The organism is Mesorhizobium subarcticum (genome assembly GCF_055456085.1).
The window spans coordinates 2,353,955-2,368,371 of the sequence record NZ_CM144237.1; the positions used below are offsets into that span (position 1 = coordinate 2,353,955).

Annotated in this window: 13 protein-coding genes and 1 pseudogene; 6 read left to right on the forward strand and 8 right to left on the reverse strand. The window is 63.7% G+C overall.

Features of this window, described 5'->3' with window-relative positions:
- Nucleotides 1-62: 62 nt before the first annotated feature.
- From ACZYHG_RS11510 to ACZYHG_RS11525, 4 genes are all read left to right on the forward strand, one after another.
- Nucleotides 63-962 carry a sugar-binding transcriptional regulator gene (locus tag ACZYHG_RS11510; protein ID WP_464613877.1) on the forward strand — a complete coding sequence of 300 codons (900 nt, stop codon included), beginning with the start codon at nt 63-65 and terminating at the stop codon, nt 960-962.
- Between the two features lie 443 nt (nt 963-1,405).
- On the forward strand, nt 1,406-2,383 hold the full coding sequence (locus ACZYHG_RS11515) for an ABC transporter substrate-binding protein (RefSeq protein ID WP_027031179.1): 978 nt from the start codon (nt 1,406-1,408) through the stop codon (nt 2,381-2,383).
- A gap of 102 nt (nt 2,384-2,485) precedes the next feature.
- Nucleotides 2,486-3,547 (forward strand): ABC transporter permease subunit, encoded by a 1,062-nt coding sequence (locus ACZYHG_RS11520; RefSeq protein WP_464613878.1) that lies wholly within the window; start codon nt 2,486-2,488, stop codon nt 3,545-3,547.
- The gene (locus ACZYHG_RS11525; RefSeq protein ID WP_027043364.1) at nt 3,540-4,295 is read left to right on the forward strand and encodes an ATP-binding cassette domain-containing protein; all 756 of its coding nucleotides are present in this window, start codon (nt 3,540-3,542) and stop codon (nt 4,293-4,295) included. Before ACZYHG_RS11520 ends, ACZYHG_RS11525 begins: the two co-directional genes overlap by 8 nt.
- A 13-nt stretch (nt 4,296-4,308) precedes the next feature.
- Here the strand turns inward: ACZYHG_RS11525 and ACZYHG_RS11530 are convergent, their stop codons facing one another.
- The 5 genes and pseudogenes from ACZYHG_RS11530 to ACZYHG_RS11550 form a co-directional block, all read right to left on the reverse strand.
- A complete protein-coding gene (locus ACZYHG_RS11530; RefSeq protein ID WP_464613879.1) occupies nt 4,309-5,085 on the reverse strand; it encodes an ABC transporter ATP-binding protein in 777 nt (258 codons plus the stop codon).
- Nucleotides 5,082-5,948, reverse strand: a complete 867-nt coding sequence (locus tag ACZYHG_RS11535) for an ABC transporter ATP-binding protein (protein WP_464613880.1) — start codon at nt 5,946-5,948, stop codon at nt 5,082-5,084. The genes ACZYHG_RS11530 and ACZYHG_RS11535 overlap by 4 nt, the downstream gene beginning before the upstream one ends.
- Entirely contained in the window at nt 5,945-6,775 is an 831-nt protein-coding gene (locus ACZYHG_RS11540; RefSeq protein WP_464613881.1) for an ABC transporter permease, read from the reverse strand. The genes ACZYHG_RS11535 and ACZYHG_RS11540 overlap by 4 nt, the downstream gene beginning before the upstream one ends.
- A pseudogene (locus tag ACZYHG_RS11545) lies at nt 6,772-7,754 on the reverse strand (ABC transporter permease). The gene ACZYHG_RS11540 and the pseudogene ACZYHG_RS11545 overlap by 4 nt, the downstream one beginning before the upstream one ends.
- A 258-nt stretch (nt 7,755-8,012) precedes the next feature.
- A complete protein-coding gene (locus ACZYHG_RS11550; RefSeq protein WP_464613882.1) occupies nt 8,013-9,623 on the reverse strand; it encodes an ABC transporter substrate-binding protein in 1,611 nt (536 codons plus the stop codon).
- 365 nt (nt 9,624-9,988) lie between these two features.
- Here ACZYHG_RS11550 and ACZYHG_RS11555 point away from each other — a divergent pair, with 365 nt between their 5' ends.
- Both ACZYHG_RS11555 and ACZYHG_RS11560 read left to right on the forward strand, forming a co-directional pair.
- A complete protein-coding gene (locus tag ACZYHG_RS11555) occupies nt 9,989-11,176 on the forward strand; it encodes a M24 family metallopeptidase (RefSeq protein ID WP_464613883.1) in 1,188 nt (395 codons plus the stop codon).
- A gap of 35 nt (nt 11,177-11,211) precedes the next feature.
- On the forward strand, nt 11,212-11,889 hold the full coding sequence (locus ACZYHG_RS11560) for a DUF4304 domain-containing protein (protein ID WP_464613884.1): 678 nt from the start codon (nt 11,212-11,214) through the stop codon (nt 11,887-11,889).
- 2 nt (nt 11,890-11,891) lie between these two features.
- Here ACZYHG_RS11560 and ACZYHG_RS11565 read toward each other — a convergent pair whose 3' ends face one another.
- From ACZYHG_RS11565 to ACZYHG_RS11575, 3 genes are read right to left on the reverse strand one after another with little or no spacing between them, the layout of a single operon-like run.
- A complete protein-coding gene (locus tag ACZYHG_RS11565) occupies nt 11,892-12,311 on the reverse strand; it encodes a cupin domain-containing protein (RefSeq protein WP_464613885.1) in 420 nt (139 codons plus the stop codon).
- Nucleotides 12,312-12,315: 4 nt separating this feature from the next.
- Nucleotides 12,316-13,167 carry a phosphoenolpyruvate hydrolase family protein gene (locus ACZYHG_RS11570; protein ID WP_464613886.1) on the reverse strand — a complete coding sequence of 284 codons (852 nt, stop codon included), beginning with the start codon at nt 13,165-13,167 and terminating at the stop codon, nt 12,316-12,318.
- A 10-nt stretch (nt 13,168-13,177) separates the two neighbouring features.
- The gene (locus ACZYHG_RS11575) at nt 13,178-14,374 is read right to left on the reverse strand and encodes a Tm-1-like ATP-binding domain-containing protein (RefSeq protein ID WP_464613887.1); all 1,197 of its coding nucleotides are present in this window, start codon (nt 14,372-14,374) and stop codon (nt 13,178-13,180) included.
- Nucleotides 14,375-14,417 lie beyond the last annotated feature (43 nt).

A 14,417-nucleotide genomic window follows, 5' to 3' on the forward strand; every position in this document is an offset into this window, starting at 1 on the left:
TTGCTGAAAGGAATTGCAAGCTGTCTGTTCCCTCTATCCAGGATGCGACCGCATCGCGGACGATGCTGCACACGGTCGCCAAGCTGCATTATCTGGAGGAGATGTCGCAGGTCGACATAGCCCGGCAGCTCGGTGTCTCCACCGCGACGATTTCGCGCCTGCTGCAGCGGGCCCGGGCGGAAGGCATCGTGCGGATCGAGGTTCTCGACCTGGCGACGCCGGAAGACATCACCAGGCAGCTGGTCGACGGGTTGAAATTGCGGGACGCCGCGGTGGTCGAGACGCCGGCGGCAGGCACGCTGGCGGCGCTCGCGGCACCGCTTGGCGGGCTGCTGAGGCAGGCGCAACTGGTGGCGGGCTCTGTCGTTGCCATCGGCTGGGGGCGCGCCGTGCGCGAAGTCATCCGCGCCGGCTTGCCGCGCATGCCGGGCGTGCTGACCGTTGCGGCCACCGGCGGCATGCAGCAGCATGCGGCGCATTTTCAGGTCAACGAATTCGTGCGGCTTGCCGCCGAGGAGTTCGGCGGCACGCCGCATTTCATCCATGCGCCCTATTTGCCGTCCACCGAATTGCGTGAGGTCTTCCTGCGCGACACCGTCATCCGTGACGCTGTTGCCTTGTGGGAGAGGACCGATGTCGCGATTGTCGGCATCGGCCTGCCACATGCCATCAATGCGCCCGAGGCAAGTGCCGCCACGCCGAGCGAGCAGGCGCTGGTTCATGCTGCCGGCGATGTGCTGCGCCATTATTTCGACGCCGAAGGCACGCTGATCGCCTGGGAAGGGGAGAGCCGGATGATCGCCATGTCGCCGGCGCAGCTGCGCGCCGTGCCGCTGGTGATCGGCCTTGCCGCGTCGCCCGAGAAGGCGACGGCAATCATCGGCGCCGTTCGCGCCGGGCTGATCAACACGCTGGTGACGGATACGAAGACGGCGCAGGCCATCCTCGCGGCACTTGCGTAACGATAGCACAATCGGACGCTGCCGCGATCGATGCTCGGGTGAGCCCAAGGCGTAGCCACTAAACCAGTTGTGTCGCCGAAGGCCACGGGCAATAGTTGACCGGGGCTCTGCGGAGCAGTCGCATGTTGTACGGTGTGAAAAACCCGGTGCTGTCAACTCGGAAAAACCGAGTTGCAATTTATTTCTGCAAAGTGTTACAAGTTGGAGCGCCCGCCGATAGAGCGTGGCGTGGGCCCAGTTTGCCGGACCTCGCGGAGGCAGAGGAACGGGGCTGAGGCCAGGTGTGCCGGTCGGCTGACCGGCTGACATATCGACTGGAGGGCGCTTGGGAGGAGCTGCCCGCGAAAGGCAAACAGGCGTTCCCGGCCGTCGGCATGTGAACCGATGACGGCCATTCCAATGTCACTTGCAACGGCAGATCTGCCAATAATGAGGAGGATGTCATGAAGAAGATTGTTGCCGCGCTCGCGGCGCTCGCCCTCAGCGCGACCGTGCTGATCGCACCCGCACAGGCGCAGGACAAGAAATACACCATTGCGCTCATTCCGGGCCTTACCACCGACGGTTTCTACATCACCATGCGCAAGGGCGCCCAGGCAGCAGCCGACGCGCTTGGCGTGACCCTGGTTTTCCAGGGCGCGCCGGACTTCAACCCGGTCACCCAGGTGCCGGTGCTCGATGCGGTCATCGCCAAGAAGCCTGATGCGATCCTGATCGCGCCGACCGACAAGGTTCAGCTGGTCGAGCCGCTGCGCAAGGCCAATGACGCCGGCATTCCGGTCATCACTGTCGACACTTTCATCGGCAGCGGCGTCTACCAGACGGGTGCCGGCGATGCCGACTTCCCGCTGGCCTACATCGCCTCGGACAATGTGCTCGGCGGCGAAATTGCCGCTCGTGCGCTGGCCACCGCCATTGGCGACAAGGGCAAGGTCTATGTGTCGAACGTCAAGCCCGGCATTTCGACCACCGACCAGCGCGAAGAGGGTTTCAAGAAGGAGATGGCCAAGCATACGGGCATCACCGTGCTGGAGACCCAGTTCAATGACGACGACGCCAACAAGGCGGCCTCGCAGCTGCAGGCGGTGTTCGCCCGCAATCCCGACCTGGTCGGCGTGTTCGGCGCCAATCTGTTCTCGGCATTGGGCGCCGCCAACGGCGTCAAGCAGGCCGGACAGACCGGCACCGTCAAGGTGGTCGCCTTCGACGCGCCGACCAGCATTGTCGACAACATCAACACCGGCCTGGTCGACGTGGCGATCGCCCAGCATCCCGCCGAGATCGGCTATTACGGCGTCGTTTCGGCCTACGCCCATCTGACCGGCCATTCGATCCCTGTCACCATCGGCACCGGCTTCACGATCATGAACAAGTCCAACATCGCGGACCCGAACATCTCGAAGTATCTCTACTCCGAGTAAGTCCAGACCAGCTTGGCTCCTCCCGGTTCGCCGGGGGGAGCCTGCACTGGGTCATCGCCTGAGGCGGGACCTTTTTGATGGCAGCCGCGCCGCGGAGTATCCATGACCTCGACATCACCAGCCCAGCCGGCCGAGAAGCATGTCGCCCCTCAGGCTGATCACGGCGATCCGGCCAGGAGCCTGATCGCACGCATCGCCGAAGGGCGCGCCTGGCTGTTCCTCGCCGGCCTGATCATCTGTTTCGAGGTCTGGTCTAGGCTCGCCTTCGGCGCCACCTTCGTGCTCAATCCGTTCAACCTGCAGTCCATCGCCATATTCGCCGTGGCGCCGCTGCTGCTGGCGACCGGCCAAACCTTCGTTATCATCTCCGGCGGCATCGATCTCTCGCTCGGCTTCATCATGGGGCTGGCCGCCGTCATCGCCGCGCACGCCACCAACATGGCCGGCGCTGCCATTCCCTTGCCGCTGGCGATGCTGGTTGGCATCCTCGCCTCGGTGATCGTTGCCGGCGTGCCCGGCGTCATCAACGGCCTGCTGATCTCGCGGCTCAAGGTGCCGCCCTTCATCGGCACGCTCGGCATGTTTGGTGTCGCGCGCGGCGCCGCCTTCCTGCTTGCCGGCGGCACGACCGTGCCGGTGCAGAATTCCTGGTTCGCGCTGCTCGGCAACGGCAAGGTCTATGGCGTGCCCTATCTGGTGCTGATCACTGCTGTCTTCGTCATCGTGATGCACTACCTGCTCAGCCAGACTCGTTTCGGCCAGCACAATTATGCCATCGGCGCCAATGTGCAGGCGGCACGGCGCGCCGGCATCGACATCAGGGGCCACATACTGCGGCTCTACGTGCTGTCGGCAATGTGCGCCGGGCTTGGCGGCGCGCTCTATGCCGCGCGCTTCACCGCGGGTGCGGCGCAAGCCGGCGAGCCCTTGCTGCTCGACAGCGTCGCGGCGGTCGTGATCGGCGGCGCCAGCCTGTTCGGCGGCTCCGGCACTATCTTCGGCACCGTCGCCGGCGCGCTGGTGATCGCGGTCATCCAGTACGGGCTGGTCTTCGTCAATGTCGAGCCGTTCTGGCAGTTCATCGCCGTGGGCGTCGTCATCATCATCTCAGTCCTTATCGACCAGGCGCAACGCCGGTTCAGTGGAGCCCGTCAGGATGAATAGCAGCAACCAGACCACGCCCCTGCTGGAAGTCCGCAATCTGTCGAAACACTTCGGCGCCGTGCGTGCGCTCAACGACTTCTCCATGGCCGTGCGGCCGGGCGAGGTGGTGGCGCTGGCCGGCGACAATGGCGCCGGCAAGACGACGCTGATCAAGGCGATATCGGGCGTGTTCCAGCCGACGGGCGGGGAAATCTTGCTTCGGGGCCAACCAGTGACGTTCGCGACGCCGCAGGAGGCTCGCGAAAAGGGCATCGAGACGATCTACCAGGATCTCGCGCTCGCCGACAATCTGTCGATCGGCGCCAACATCTTCCTTGGCCGCGAACCGATGCGCAAGGCGTTCGGCTTCCTGCCGGTGCTCGACCGCAAGGCGATGGCTGAGGCCGCCAAGGCGACGATGGGACGGCTGGACTTCCATGTCAGCCGGCTCGAGGCCCCGGTCAGCAATTTCTCCGGCGGCCAGCGCCAGGCCGTCGCCATCGGACGCGCCGTCTATTGGGATGCGCAGATCCTGATCATGGACGAGCCGACCGCCGCGCTTGGTGTGCCGGAGCAGCGCAAGGTGATCTCGCTGATCCACCAGCTCAAGGCGCAGGGGCGCGGCGTGATCTTCATCTCGCACAATCTGCAGGACATTTTTGCGGTGTCGGACCGCATCGTCGTGTTGCGGCGCGGCGTCCAGGCCGGCGAGCGCAAGATTTCGGAGACCAACCATGACGAAGTCGTCAAGCTGATGGTCGGCGGCTAAGCTGTGCCAATATTCAGGTGATGGTCCTGTTCAATCGTGGTGCTGCCGCCACCAGCGCCTTGCCGATGGCCGATTGCGGCGCGTCAATGACGTCACGGGCGTCGCCGCTCTCGGCAATCCGTCCGGCATCGAGAAGAATGACGCGGTGGGCGACGGCGCGGACGACGCCGAGATCATGTGAAATGAAGAGATAGGCGATCCGTTCCTCGCGTTGCAGATCGAGCAAAAGCTCGAGCATCTGTCCGCGCACCGAGACGTCGAGAGCCGACACCGCCTCGTCAAGCACGATGAGCGAGGGTTTCGTGGCGATGGCCCGCGCAATGGCCACGCGCTGCCGCTGGCCGCCGGAGATTTCGTGGATGGCACGCGGCGCGAGATCGGCCGACAGCCCGACGCGTTCCAGCAACGCGGCGATGCGACGTGGTCGCTCGGGGCGAGAGGCGATGCCATGGATGCGCAAGGGATCGTCGAGCACGCGCGCCACCGTGGCGCGCGCGTTGAAGGCGGCCAGCGGATCCTGGAACACCATTTGCAGGCGGGCGCGGCGCGCACGCAAAGCGGCGCCATTCAAGGCCAGGAAGTCATCGCCCTCGAATTCAATGCCGCCGGCATCTGGCTCGATCAGGCGCAGCACCAGCCGCGCAATCGTCGACTTGCCGCTGCCGGAGGGGCCGGCCAGTGCCAGCGTCTCACCGGGTCCGATGGTGAATGAGACGTCGTCGACAGCGTTGACGATCTTGCCGCCGCGACGGTAGCGCTTGGTCAGGTTGGACACCGTGAGCAAACTCATACGCGGAGCCCGGCTCGGTTCAGCAGCGGTTCGGCGTCGAGGCCGATATGGGCGTCGAGAAGCGCGCGTGTGTAGGCTTGAGTTGGGGCTCCAACGATCTGCGCGGTCGTGCCAAGCTCGACCAGTTGGCCGTGGCGGAAGACGGCGATGCGCTCAGCGAGTTCGGCGGCCAGCGCAATGTCGTGGCTGATGAACAGCAGCGTCATGCCATCCTCGGCCACCAGCCGCCGGATCAGAGCAACGATCTCGGCCTGCACGATGGTGTCGAGTGCACTGGTCGCCTCGTCGGCGATCAGCAATTTCGGACCGGCCGCAATCGCGGCGGCGATTGCCACGCGCTGCTTCTGACCGCCGGAGAGCTGATGCGGGAAGGCGCGTAGGGCCGAGTCTGGATCGGGCAGGCGGACGCGCTCGAGCAGGGGTTTGGCCTTGGCGTATGCCTGTCGCCATGTAAGGCCGAGATGCGCGCGCGCGACTTCGGCGATTTGTTTGCCGATTGGCATTACGGGGTCGAGGCTAGAGGACGGGTCCTGGAAGATGAAGCCGATGTCGTGGCCGCCGACGGGTGTGCGGCACGCTTCCGAGGAAGACTTTTGCGGTCTGCGCTCTATGAGGGGTGCCTTGGCGCCTAACGCTGGTGGCTGCCGCAAGAACCAATCGATACTTCCCGCAATCTTGGCGCTCGCTGGCAGCAACCCCGCAATCGCCAAAGCCAGCGTGCTCTTGCCCGACCCACTCTCACCAATGATAGCTAGGCGCTCGCCAGCAACAACATCGAGGCTGATCCCCTTCAGCGCCGCCACCTCACTGCCGTCGCGGCGGTAGGTCACCGTCAGGTCGCGGATTGACGCCAGCGCGCTCACGACAGGCCTCTCTTGACCGCTGTCGTCTCGACAATGCCTTCGCCGGCGAGATAGACGCCCAGCACCGTCAGCACCAGCGCTATGCCCGGGACGATCGATAGGAAGGGTGCGGTGCGCAGCACCGCGCGACCTTCTGCGATCATCCCACCCCAAGTGACTCTGTTGGGGTCGCCGAGGCCTAGAAACGACAAGGCCGCCTCGGTGAGGATCGCCGCGGCGACGATCACCGATGACATTGCCAGCACCGGCGGCAAGGCGTTGGGCAGTATCTCGCGAAAGGCTATCTCGAGCGGATGCATGCCGATGGCTCGGGCGCTGGCGACATAGTCGCGTTCGCGAATGGAGAGGACTTCCGCGCGGGCGATACGTGCCGGTCCGGTCCAGGTGCCGAGCGCTATTGCCGCAACGACAACGCCAAGCGATGGCCCGACGACGCTGACGAAGGCCAGTGCCAGCAGGAAGCTCGGCACGGTCTGGAAGGCATCGGTGATGCGCATCAGCACCTCGTCGGCGAGGCCGCCGGCAAAGCCGGCCAGCGTGCCGATCACCGAGCCGATGGCGAGTGCGGCCGCCGCCGCCGCCAATCCAACTGCCAGCGAGGTGCGAGCGCCATGGAAAAGCTCCGCCAGCACGTCGCGGCCGAGCCGGTCGGTGCCGAGCGGCAGCGACCAGTCCTGGAAGGGCGGCAGCAGCGCCGGGCCGGCAATGGCTTGCGGGTCGCCGGGAAACAGCAGCGAGGCCGACAGCGCCATGGCAATCAGTGCGCCTAGCAGGATGACGCCGGCAATCGCCTCGGGCGTGCGCAGGAAACGGCGAAGCAGGCTCATGCGCCCTCGCTGGCGCCAACGCGCGGGTCGAGGAAGGCATAGGCGATGTCGACGAGCAGGTTGATGACGATGACAAGGACTGCACTGACCAGGATGATGCCGAGCAGCAGCGGCGTGTCGCGAGAAGCCACCGCTTCCTGGGCCAGCCGGCCAAGGCCGGGTACGGAAAGACGCTCTCGATGACGACGCTGCCGCCGAGCATCTGCGCCGATTGTAGGCCGAGCATGGTGATCAGCGGCAGCAGCGCGTTACGGGCGACATGGGCAAGCACGATGCGGTGGCGCGACAATCCCCTGGCACGAGCGGCCAGCACAAAATCCTGGCGCCAGGCCTCGGCCATACCGGCGCGCATCATGCGCAAATAGAGTGCCAGATAGATGAAGCCGAGCGCGGCCACCGGCAGCACGAGATGGATGGCGATGTCGGCGGCGCGGGCAAGGCCGGTCTTGTCCGAGGCCAAGGTCTCGATGCCGCCGATCGGCAGCCAGCGCAGGTCAACGGCAAAGACGACGATCAGCACCAGGCCGAGCCAGAAACCCGGCACGGCATAGAGCGCCAGCGAGCCGATCGACAGGAAACGGTCGCGGAAGCTGCCTGGCCGTGCGCCGGCATAGACGCCGAGCACGGAGCCGAGCCCAAAGGACAGCGCCGTGGCGCTGACCATCAGAAGCAGCGTGTTGGGGAGGCGTTCGAGGATCACGTCGCGGATCGGCCTGGAGAAGGTCACCGACTGGCCGAGATCGAGATGCAGCAGCGCCCAGAGATAGTTCGCGAGCCGCGTCAACTCGGACTGGTCGAGGCCCCAGCGATGGCGCAGCAGCTCGATCATGCCGGCGTCACCGCCGGTCGAGACGATATAGGCATCGACGGCGTCGCCGGGGGCGGCTTCGAGCAAGAGGAACGTGCCGATGACGACGATCAACAGCACGAAGACGCTGCCGACGAGGCGGCGGCGAAGGAGGGTGAGGGCGCGGGTCATGCGGGCCTCGGGGAAGCGCGACGACTAAAGGAAACGTCGCGCGTGAGTGCCCCCCTCTGTCCTGCCGGACATCTCCCCCTCAAGGGGGGAGATCGGAAGTTATCAGCGATTTCGCCAATCTTCGCGGAAAGCGGATGAGCCAACGTTGCGGCCAGCCAATCTCCCCACTTGAGGGGGAGATGTCCGGCAGGACAGAGGGGGGCCTCGTAGAACTCAGCGTCTACGACCATTTCGCGAACTTGCATCCGCGCAAATGTGTCACGATTCCAGATACGTGTCCGCCCAGTTCGACACCGCCCAGCGCGGATTGTTGGCGATGTTGCCCACCGTGTCGCGCGCGACGCTGATGAAGCTCCATTCGGCGACGTTGATCAGCGGCAGGTCGGCGGCGACCTCCTTCTGGAACTCCTTGTAGAGGTCGGTGCGGGCTGATGTGTCGAGTGTCTCGGACGCCTTGGTGATCAGCGCGTCGAGCGCGTCGTTCTTGTAGCCGCCCTGGTTGGAGAACGGCACGCCGTCGGGAATGCCGCTCTGCACCAGGATGGTGGTCGAGATCGCCGGGTCGCCGCGGAAAACCGGCGGGCCGACGGCGAGGTCGAAGGCGTGGTCGGTGTAGACGGCCTTGATGTGCGCGGCCGAGTCGTTGTTGACCAGCTCTGCGTCGATGCCTATTGCCGCAAGCGCCTGGCGCAAATAGTCGCCGAACTGCTTGGTCTCGTTGAAATAGGGCGCCGGCAAAAGTTTCAGTGTAAAGCGCTTGCCGTCCGGGCCTCGTCTGTAGCCGGCCTCGTCGAGCAGCGCGTTGGCCTTGGCGACGTCGAAGGCATAGGTCGGCACGTCGGCGGTGTAGAATTGCGGATCGTTCTTAGGCACCGGGCCGGTGGCGGTGGCGGCATAGCCGAGGAACACCGTCTTGACGACGAAATCCTTGTCGATGGCATGCGCGATCGCCTGGCGCACTTTCAAATCGGCCAGTTCCTTGCGGCGATGGTTGATCTCGACGACGAGCTGATAGGTCAGCCCTTCATAACCTTTGCTGATCACCTTGAGGCCCGGCACCTTGGAGATGCGGTCGAGGTCGGCCAGCGGCACGGCGGAGAAAGCCGCGAGCTGGATTTCTTCCGCTTCCAGGGCACTGGCGGCGGACGTGCGGTCGGGCAGCACCTGGTAGATGATCTCGTCGAGGTACGGCTCGTCCTTGCCCCAGTAATTGGTGTTCTTCGTCAGGCGATAATACTGGCCGGCCTTGTACTCTCCGAACTTGAACGGGCCGGTGCCGATGGGGGCGTTGTTGGCCGGGTTGTCTTCGATCTTGCCGACCTCGTATATGTGCTTCGGCACGACGCTCGACAGCGCCGGCAGCGCGTTGCGGATCAGCTGGAACGGCGTTGGCTTGGCGAATTTGAAGATGGCGGTGAGATCGTCCGGGGTCTCGACGGCAGCCAGATCCTTGAACACGGTGCGGCCGAGGTTTTGCAGCGGCTTCCAGATCTGCAGCGCCGAGAAGGCGACGTCGGCCGAGGTGAACGGCTTGCCGTCATGCCATTTGACGCCATCGCGCAGCTTGAAGGTCACCGAGAGCCCATCGGCGGCCCCCTCCCAGGAGAGCGCCAGGCGTGGCGCGAGCCCGTCCTTGCCGTCGAACGAGGCTTCGGCAAGCGTTTCGACGATCTTGCTGGAAATGAAGAAGACGCCGTTGGACGCGACGATCGCCGGGTTGAGGTTGCGCGGTTCGGAATCGGCGGCAAGCACCAGCCGGCCGCCCTTCTTCGGCGTCTGCGCCCAGCCTGATATAGGCATGGCGGTGGAGGCCAGCAGCATCGCCGAACCGGCAAGCATCTTGCGTCTGGAAATCGTGAAACCTGACATGATCGAACTCCGTCCTCTCCGCGACCCGATCGGCGCGACAACACCCCTCGGATGCCGGTACCGGCATCCTTGCGGCGGCGATTATGAGCCTTGCCGAGGGTTTCGCCAGAGACGGAATTGGCGCATCCTTGCGTGGCTTTGAAATTTTCGTCCGCTGGACCAGTTTAGAGTAATCGACCCATTCGGTCTATCTGGTAGGACCAGATCTGGTGCACGGGTGACGAATGACGACTTGGTGACCGCTGGGCCCCGCTCATTGCGGATTTCTGGCTAGACCAGAGTGCGCAAAATGGTGCAGATTTGATCGACAGCCAAGGGATCGCGGCGCAACAGCCGGCGATCCCAGGCAATTCAGGGAGAGAGAGATGAACATTGCACCGGGCAAGAGTGCCGTCAGCACTATTCCGTTCGATCAGGCAAGGGTCGACCGGTTGATGGAGGAGGCCGGCATCGATGTGCTGCTGGCGACCTCCAAGCACAACACGCAATATCTGCTGGGTGGCTATAAATTCATCTTCTTCGCCGCCATGGATGCGATCGGCCACAGCCGTTACCTGCCGATCGTCGTGTACGAAAAGGGCGGGCCTGACCACGCGGCCTATATTGGCAACCGCATGGAAGGCGGCGAGCACCAGAACCATCCGTTCTGGACACCAACGCTGCACGCCGCTTGCTGGGGCACGCTGGATGCCGCGAACCTTGCCATCGAACATCTGCAGAAGATCGGCAGGGTGGGCGCGCGCATCGGCATCGAGCCAGGCTTCCTGCCGTCGGATGCCTACACGCTGATCCGCAAGGCTCTGCCGGATGCCAAGCTGATCGATGCGACAACGATGCTGGAGAGCATGCGGGCGATCAAGACCGACGCCGAACTGGAGAAGCTGCGCACGGCCTCCGAGCTGATCACCGATTCCATGCTGGCCACCATTGCCTGGGCGCGCGAAGGCACGACCAAGGCCGAGATGATCGAAAAGATCAGGCGCGAGGAGACCAATCGCGGCGCGCATTTCGAATATTGCCTGCTGACGCTGGGCTCCAGCCACAACCGCGCCGCCTCGCCGCAAGCTTGGAAGAAGGGCGAGGTGATGTCGATCGATTCCGGCGGCAATTATCACGGTTATATCGGTGACCTCTGCCGCATGGGCATCCTGGGCGAGCCCGATGCCGAGCTGGAAGATCTTTTGGCCGAGGTCGAGACAGTGCAGCAAGCGGCATTCTCAAAGGTGAAGGCGGGCACGCTGGGCGGTGACATGATTTCGCATGCTGAGGGCGTGCTTAAGGCTTCGAAGGTTGCGCCTTACACGGATTTCTTCGCCCACGGCATGGGATTGATCACGCATGAGGCGCCGTTCCTGATGACCAACCATCCGGTGACCTATGAAGGCACCTATGCGGCCAAGCCGCTGGAAAAGAACATGGTGCTTTCGGTGGAGACGACCATGCTCCACCCGACGCGGGGGTTCATCAAGCTGGAGGACACGCTGGCTGTGACTGAGGACGGCTACGTGATGTTCGGTGACCGGGGCAGGGGGTGGAACAGGGGTGGGGCGTAATAGATGCTGGTTTGACCGCCTGAGCATTCACTAAGATGGATCAGGAACCACCAAGGAAAGTCTTTCTCGACGCATGTTGCGAGATCTCTTCCCGGCTTGAACTTGGATTTCGCTTTGCAAAAAGCGGTCCTTATGCAAGTCGCCGAGTCGGCGACTGGACATTCAAAATTTCCTTTCAGTCAAACTATCTGAATGCCGGCGGCGAGTACGTCGAACTCGTCGTGCACGCGTCGGTCTACAACAAGGCGATAAGGGAATGGGATGAACGCAACGCCTGGCCGGCCAATGGCAGCGATTGGGTAGCCGGAGGACTGCTCGGCAATTTGCGGACCCCGCATCACTGGCAGACATGGAACGTCGCAAACCTGCCTACTCGTCAGGCTGAAATCGCGAACATCGTTGCCAACGTTCAGACGACCATCCTGCCGTTCTTTGAGCGTTTTGGTGCCCCACGCAAACTGGCTGAGCAGCTCGCGCATTCTGAAATCCCAGGTTTCATGTTCCCACAAAATGCTGTTCGATTTGTATTCTGGCAGCTTGGTCCAGAGGCAGCGGAAAACTGCATGTCCTATTGGGTCGCGCGCCTACCTACACCGGATGTCTTCCGATCTGAGCGCGATGTCCCCACTCTGCCGGATAGGCTCGCTTCGGGAAGCGATGTCAGCAACCTGGCAAGGGTCGCTCGTGCGATGAAGATTGGGCTCAGCCTCTGACGTTAGTCCTGCCCCGCTGGAATCAGCCTGAAATCCGGCAGTTCGCGCAACACCAGTTCCGGTCCGGCGGGCGAATAGACGACAAACAGCTGCATCGGCCCGTCGCCCGTATTCAGCGTCGAGTGGAACCGGCTTTCCGGCACATAGATGGTGCAGCCGGGGCCGACCTTCGCCACCACCGGATCGCCGTTCTCGTCCTCGACCATCTGCTCGCCATGGCCGGAGATGACGAAGATGATTTCTTCCGCGCCGGGATGGTTGTGGCGTGTGTGGCCCTTGCCCGAGGGCAGGTCGACGACGCCGCCGGAAAAGCGCTCAGCACCGTTCACTTCCGGGGCTACCGTCAGCGACAGTTTTCCCCAGTCGAAGCCGAAGGCGCTGACGTCCTTCGGATAGACAAACACCTTTCTCCTGTCGGTCATGTCCTCATCCCTTCTTTTTCTTTTCATGTAGCGTGACGGCCTTGAAATCGGCCGTCTGCCTGGCGATCGCGGCTTCAGCCGGCAGCCGTTCCATCGAGCTTGCGCCATAGAAGCCGTGCAGGCCCTTGCAGCGGTCGAGGATGTAGCGGGCGTCGTCCGGCATCGAGATCGGCCCGCCATGGCAAAGCAATATGACGTCCTTGCGCACCGAACGGGCGGCATTGGCGATGGCGTCGATCTCGACCACGCAGTCATCGAGCGACTTGGCCGATGTGGCGCCGATGGAGCCGCCCGTCGTCACGCCCATATGGGCGACGACGATGTCGGCGCCGGCTTTGGTCATGGCGCGGGCTTCGTCGGGATTGAAGACGTAAGGCGTGGTCAGAAGGTCAAGCTTGTGCGCCTCGGCAATCATGTCGACTTCGAGCCCAAAGCCCATGCCGGTCTCCTCGAAGCTTCGGCGCATATTGCCGTCGAACAGGCCGATGGTCGGGAAATTCTGCACACCGGAAAAGCCCATCGTCTTCAGCTCGGCGAGGAGCAGCGGCATGATGACGAAGGGATCGGTGCCGTTGACGCCGGCCAGCACGGGCGTGTGTCTGACCACCGGCAACACCTCGTAGGCCATTTCCTTGACGATCTCGTTGGCATTGCCATAGGCGAGCAGGCCGGCGGCCGAACCGCGTCCGGCCATGCGGTAGCGGCCGGAATTGTAGATGATGATCAGGTCGATGCCGCCGGCTTCCTCAGCCTTAGCCGACAGGCCGGTGCCGGCACCACCGCCGACGATCGGCACACCCTTGTCGATCATCCCCCGGAATTTCCTCAATATGTCCTTGCGCGGTATGGCTGGCATGTCGGGTCTCTCAGTGTCTGGCGATGTCGAGGAAGGCGGCGGTTGCCGCCTGTGCGAATTCGGGATCGTTGATGTGCAGCGGCAGGCGCGTTACGCGGCGCGTGGTATTGGGCTTGATCGTGCGCTCGATGGCTTCGAACAGGACGGCGTCGGCCTGCGGATCGAAGAACGCGCCGCCCTCGATGTCGAGCGCCGAGACGCCCTTTTCCGGGATCAGGAAATGCACTGGTCCTTCACAGAGGGCGAGCCTGGCACCAATCCATTCGCCGATCTGGCGGCATTCGTCGGCGATGGTGCGCATCAGCGTGACGTTGGGATTGTGCTCGTAGAACAGCCGGCCGCGATAGCGTTCCGGGACGCTCGAGGGCGCCCAGAAATTGACCATGTCGAGCGCACCGACCGAGCCGACATAGGGCAGGCCGGTGCGCGCGATTGCGCCGAAGCGATCCTGCGTGGCCGGCAGCACGCCGCCGAACAGAAGGTCGCAGACCTCGGTCGTGGTGATGTCGATGACACCTGACAGCAGGCCGCTGTCGGCCAGCTTTTCCATACTGCGGCCGCCGGTGCCGGTGGCGTGGAAGACCATGCAGTCATAGATATTGCGTAACTGGTCGGCGATGGCCGTCACGCAAGGCGTGGTGACACCGAACATGGTGAGGCCGATCGATGGCTTGCCGTCGGGCAGCGGCGCCGGGCTTGCTGCCATGCCCGCTATCGCCTGGGCGGCGTTGTGCAGGACAACGCGCGAAAGCCGGTTCAAGCCGGCCATGTCTGTCACCGATGGCATCATGATGATGTCGGAGACATCGACATAGGGAGCGGTGTCGCCGGAGGCGAGCGTCGAGACCATGATTTTCGGCAGGCCGAGCGGCAGCGCGCGCATGCCCGATGTGATGATCGATGTGCCTCCGCCGCCGCCAATGCCGATCACGCCTGATATGTCGTTGCGCGACTGGACGAAGCGGGTGAAGGCGACGCCCATGGCGGCAACCGCGGCACCACGGTCATCGCCGCCTAGAACGGCTGTGCTGCCGTCCGGGTGATGGCTGGCAATTTCCTCAGCGCTGATGTCGACAGGAACGGTTGCATCGCGTGTCCCGACATCGATCCGAGAGACGGCTGCGCCCGTGGCGGCAACGGCATCGGCCAGGAAGGCGAGTTCCTCGCCCTTGGTGTCGGCAGTGCCCACGACATAGATGCGCTTCATGGGCAGTTCCCAAGTCATTGCAAATTTTTGAGACGCGCGTATC

Coding starts and splice junctions, on each gene's coding strand:
- ACZYHG_RS11530 (WP_464613879.1), bottom strand. CDS start 5,085: ATGAGTTTGCTCACGGTGTCCAACCTGACCAAGCGCTACCGTCGCGGC.
- ACZYHG_RS11555 (WP_464613883.1), top strand. CDS start 9,989: ATGAACATTGCACCGGGCAAGAGTGCCGTCAGCACTATTCCGTTCGAT.
- ACZYHG_RS11540 (WP_464613881.1), bottom strand. CDS start 6,775: ATGAGCCTGCTTCGCCGTTTCCTGCGCACGCCCGAGGCGATTGCCGGC.
- ACZYHG_RS11565 (WP_464613885.1), bottom strand. CDS start 12,311: ATGACCGACAGGAGAAAGGTGTTTGTCTATCCGAAGGACGTCAGCGCC.
- ACZYHG_RS11560 (WP_464613884.1), top strand. CDS start 11,212: ATGGATCAGGAACCACCAAGGAAAGTCTTTCTCGACGCATGTTGCGAG.
- ACZYHG_RS11575 (WP_464613887.1), bottom strand. CDS start 14,374: ATGAAGCGCATCTATGTCGTGGGCACTGCCGACACCAAGGGCGAGGAA.
- ACZYHG_RS11520 (WP_464613878.1), top strand. CDS start 2,486: ATGACCTCGACATCACCAGCCCAGCCGGCCGAGAAGCATGTCGCCCCT.
- ACZYHG_RS11510 (WP_464613877.1), top strand. CDS start 63: ATGCTGCACACGGTCGCCAAGCTGCATTATCTGGAGGAGATGTCGCAG.
- ACZYHG_RS11550 (WP_464613882.1), bottom strand. CDS start 9,623: ATGTCAGGTTTCACGATTTCCAGACGCAAGATGCTTGCCGGTTCGGCG.
- ACZYHG_RS11515 (WP_027031179.1), top strand. CDS start 1,406: ATGAAGAAGATTGTTGCCGCGCTCGCGGCGCTCGCCCTCAGCGCGACC.
- ACZYHG_RS11525 (WP_027043364.1), top strand. CDS start 3,540: ATGAATAGCAGCAACCAGACCACGCCCCTGCTGGAAGTCCGCAATCTG.
- ACZYHG_RS11570 (WP_464613886.1), bottom strand. CDS start 13,167: ATGCCAGCCATACCGCGCAAGGACATATTGAGGAAATTCCGGGGGATG.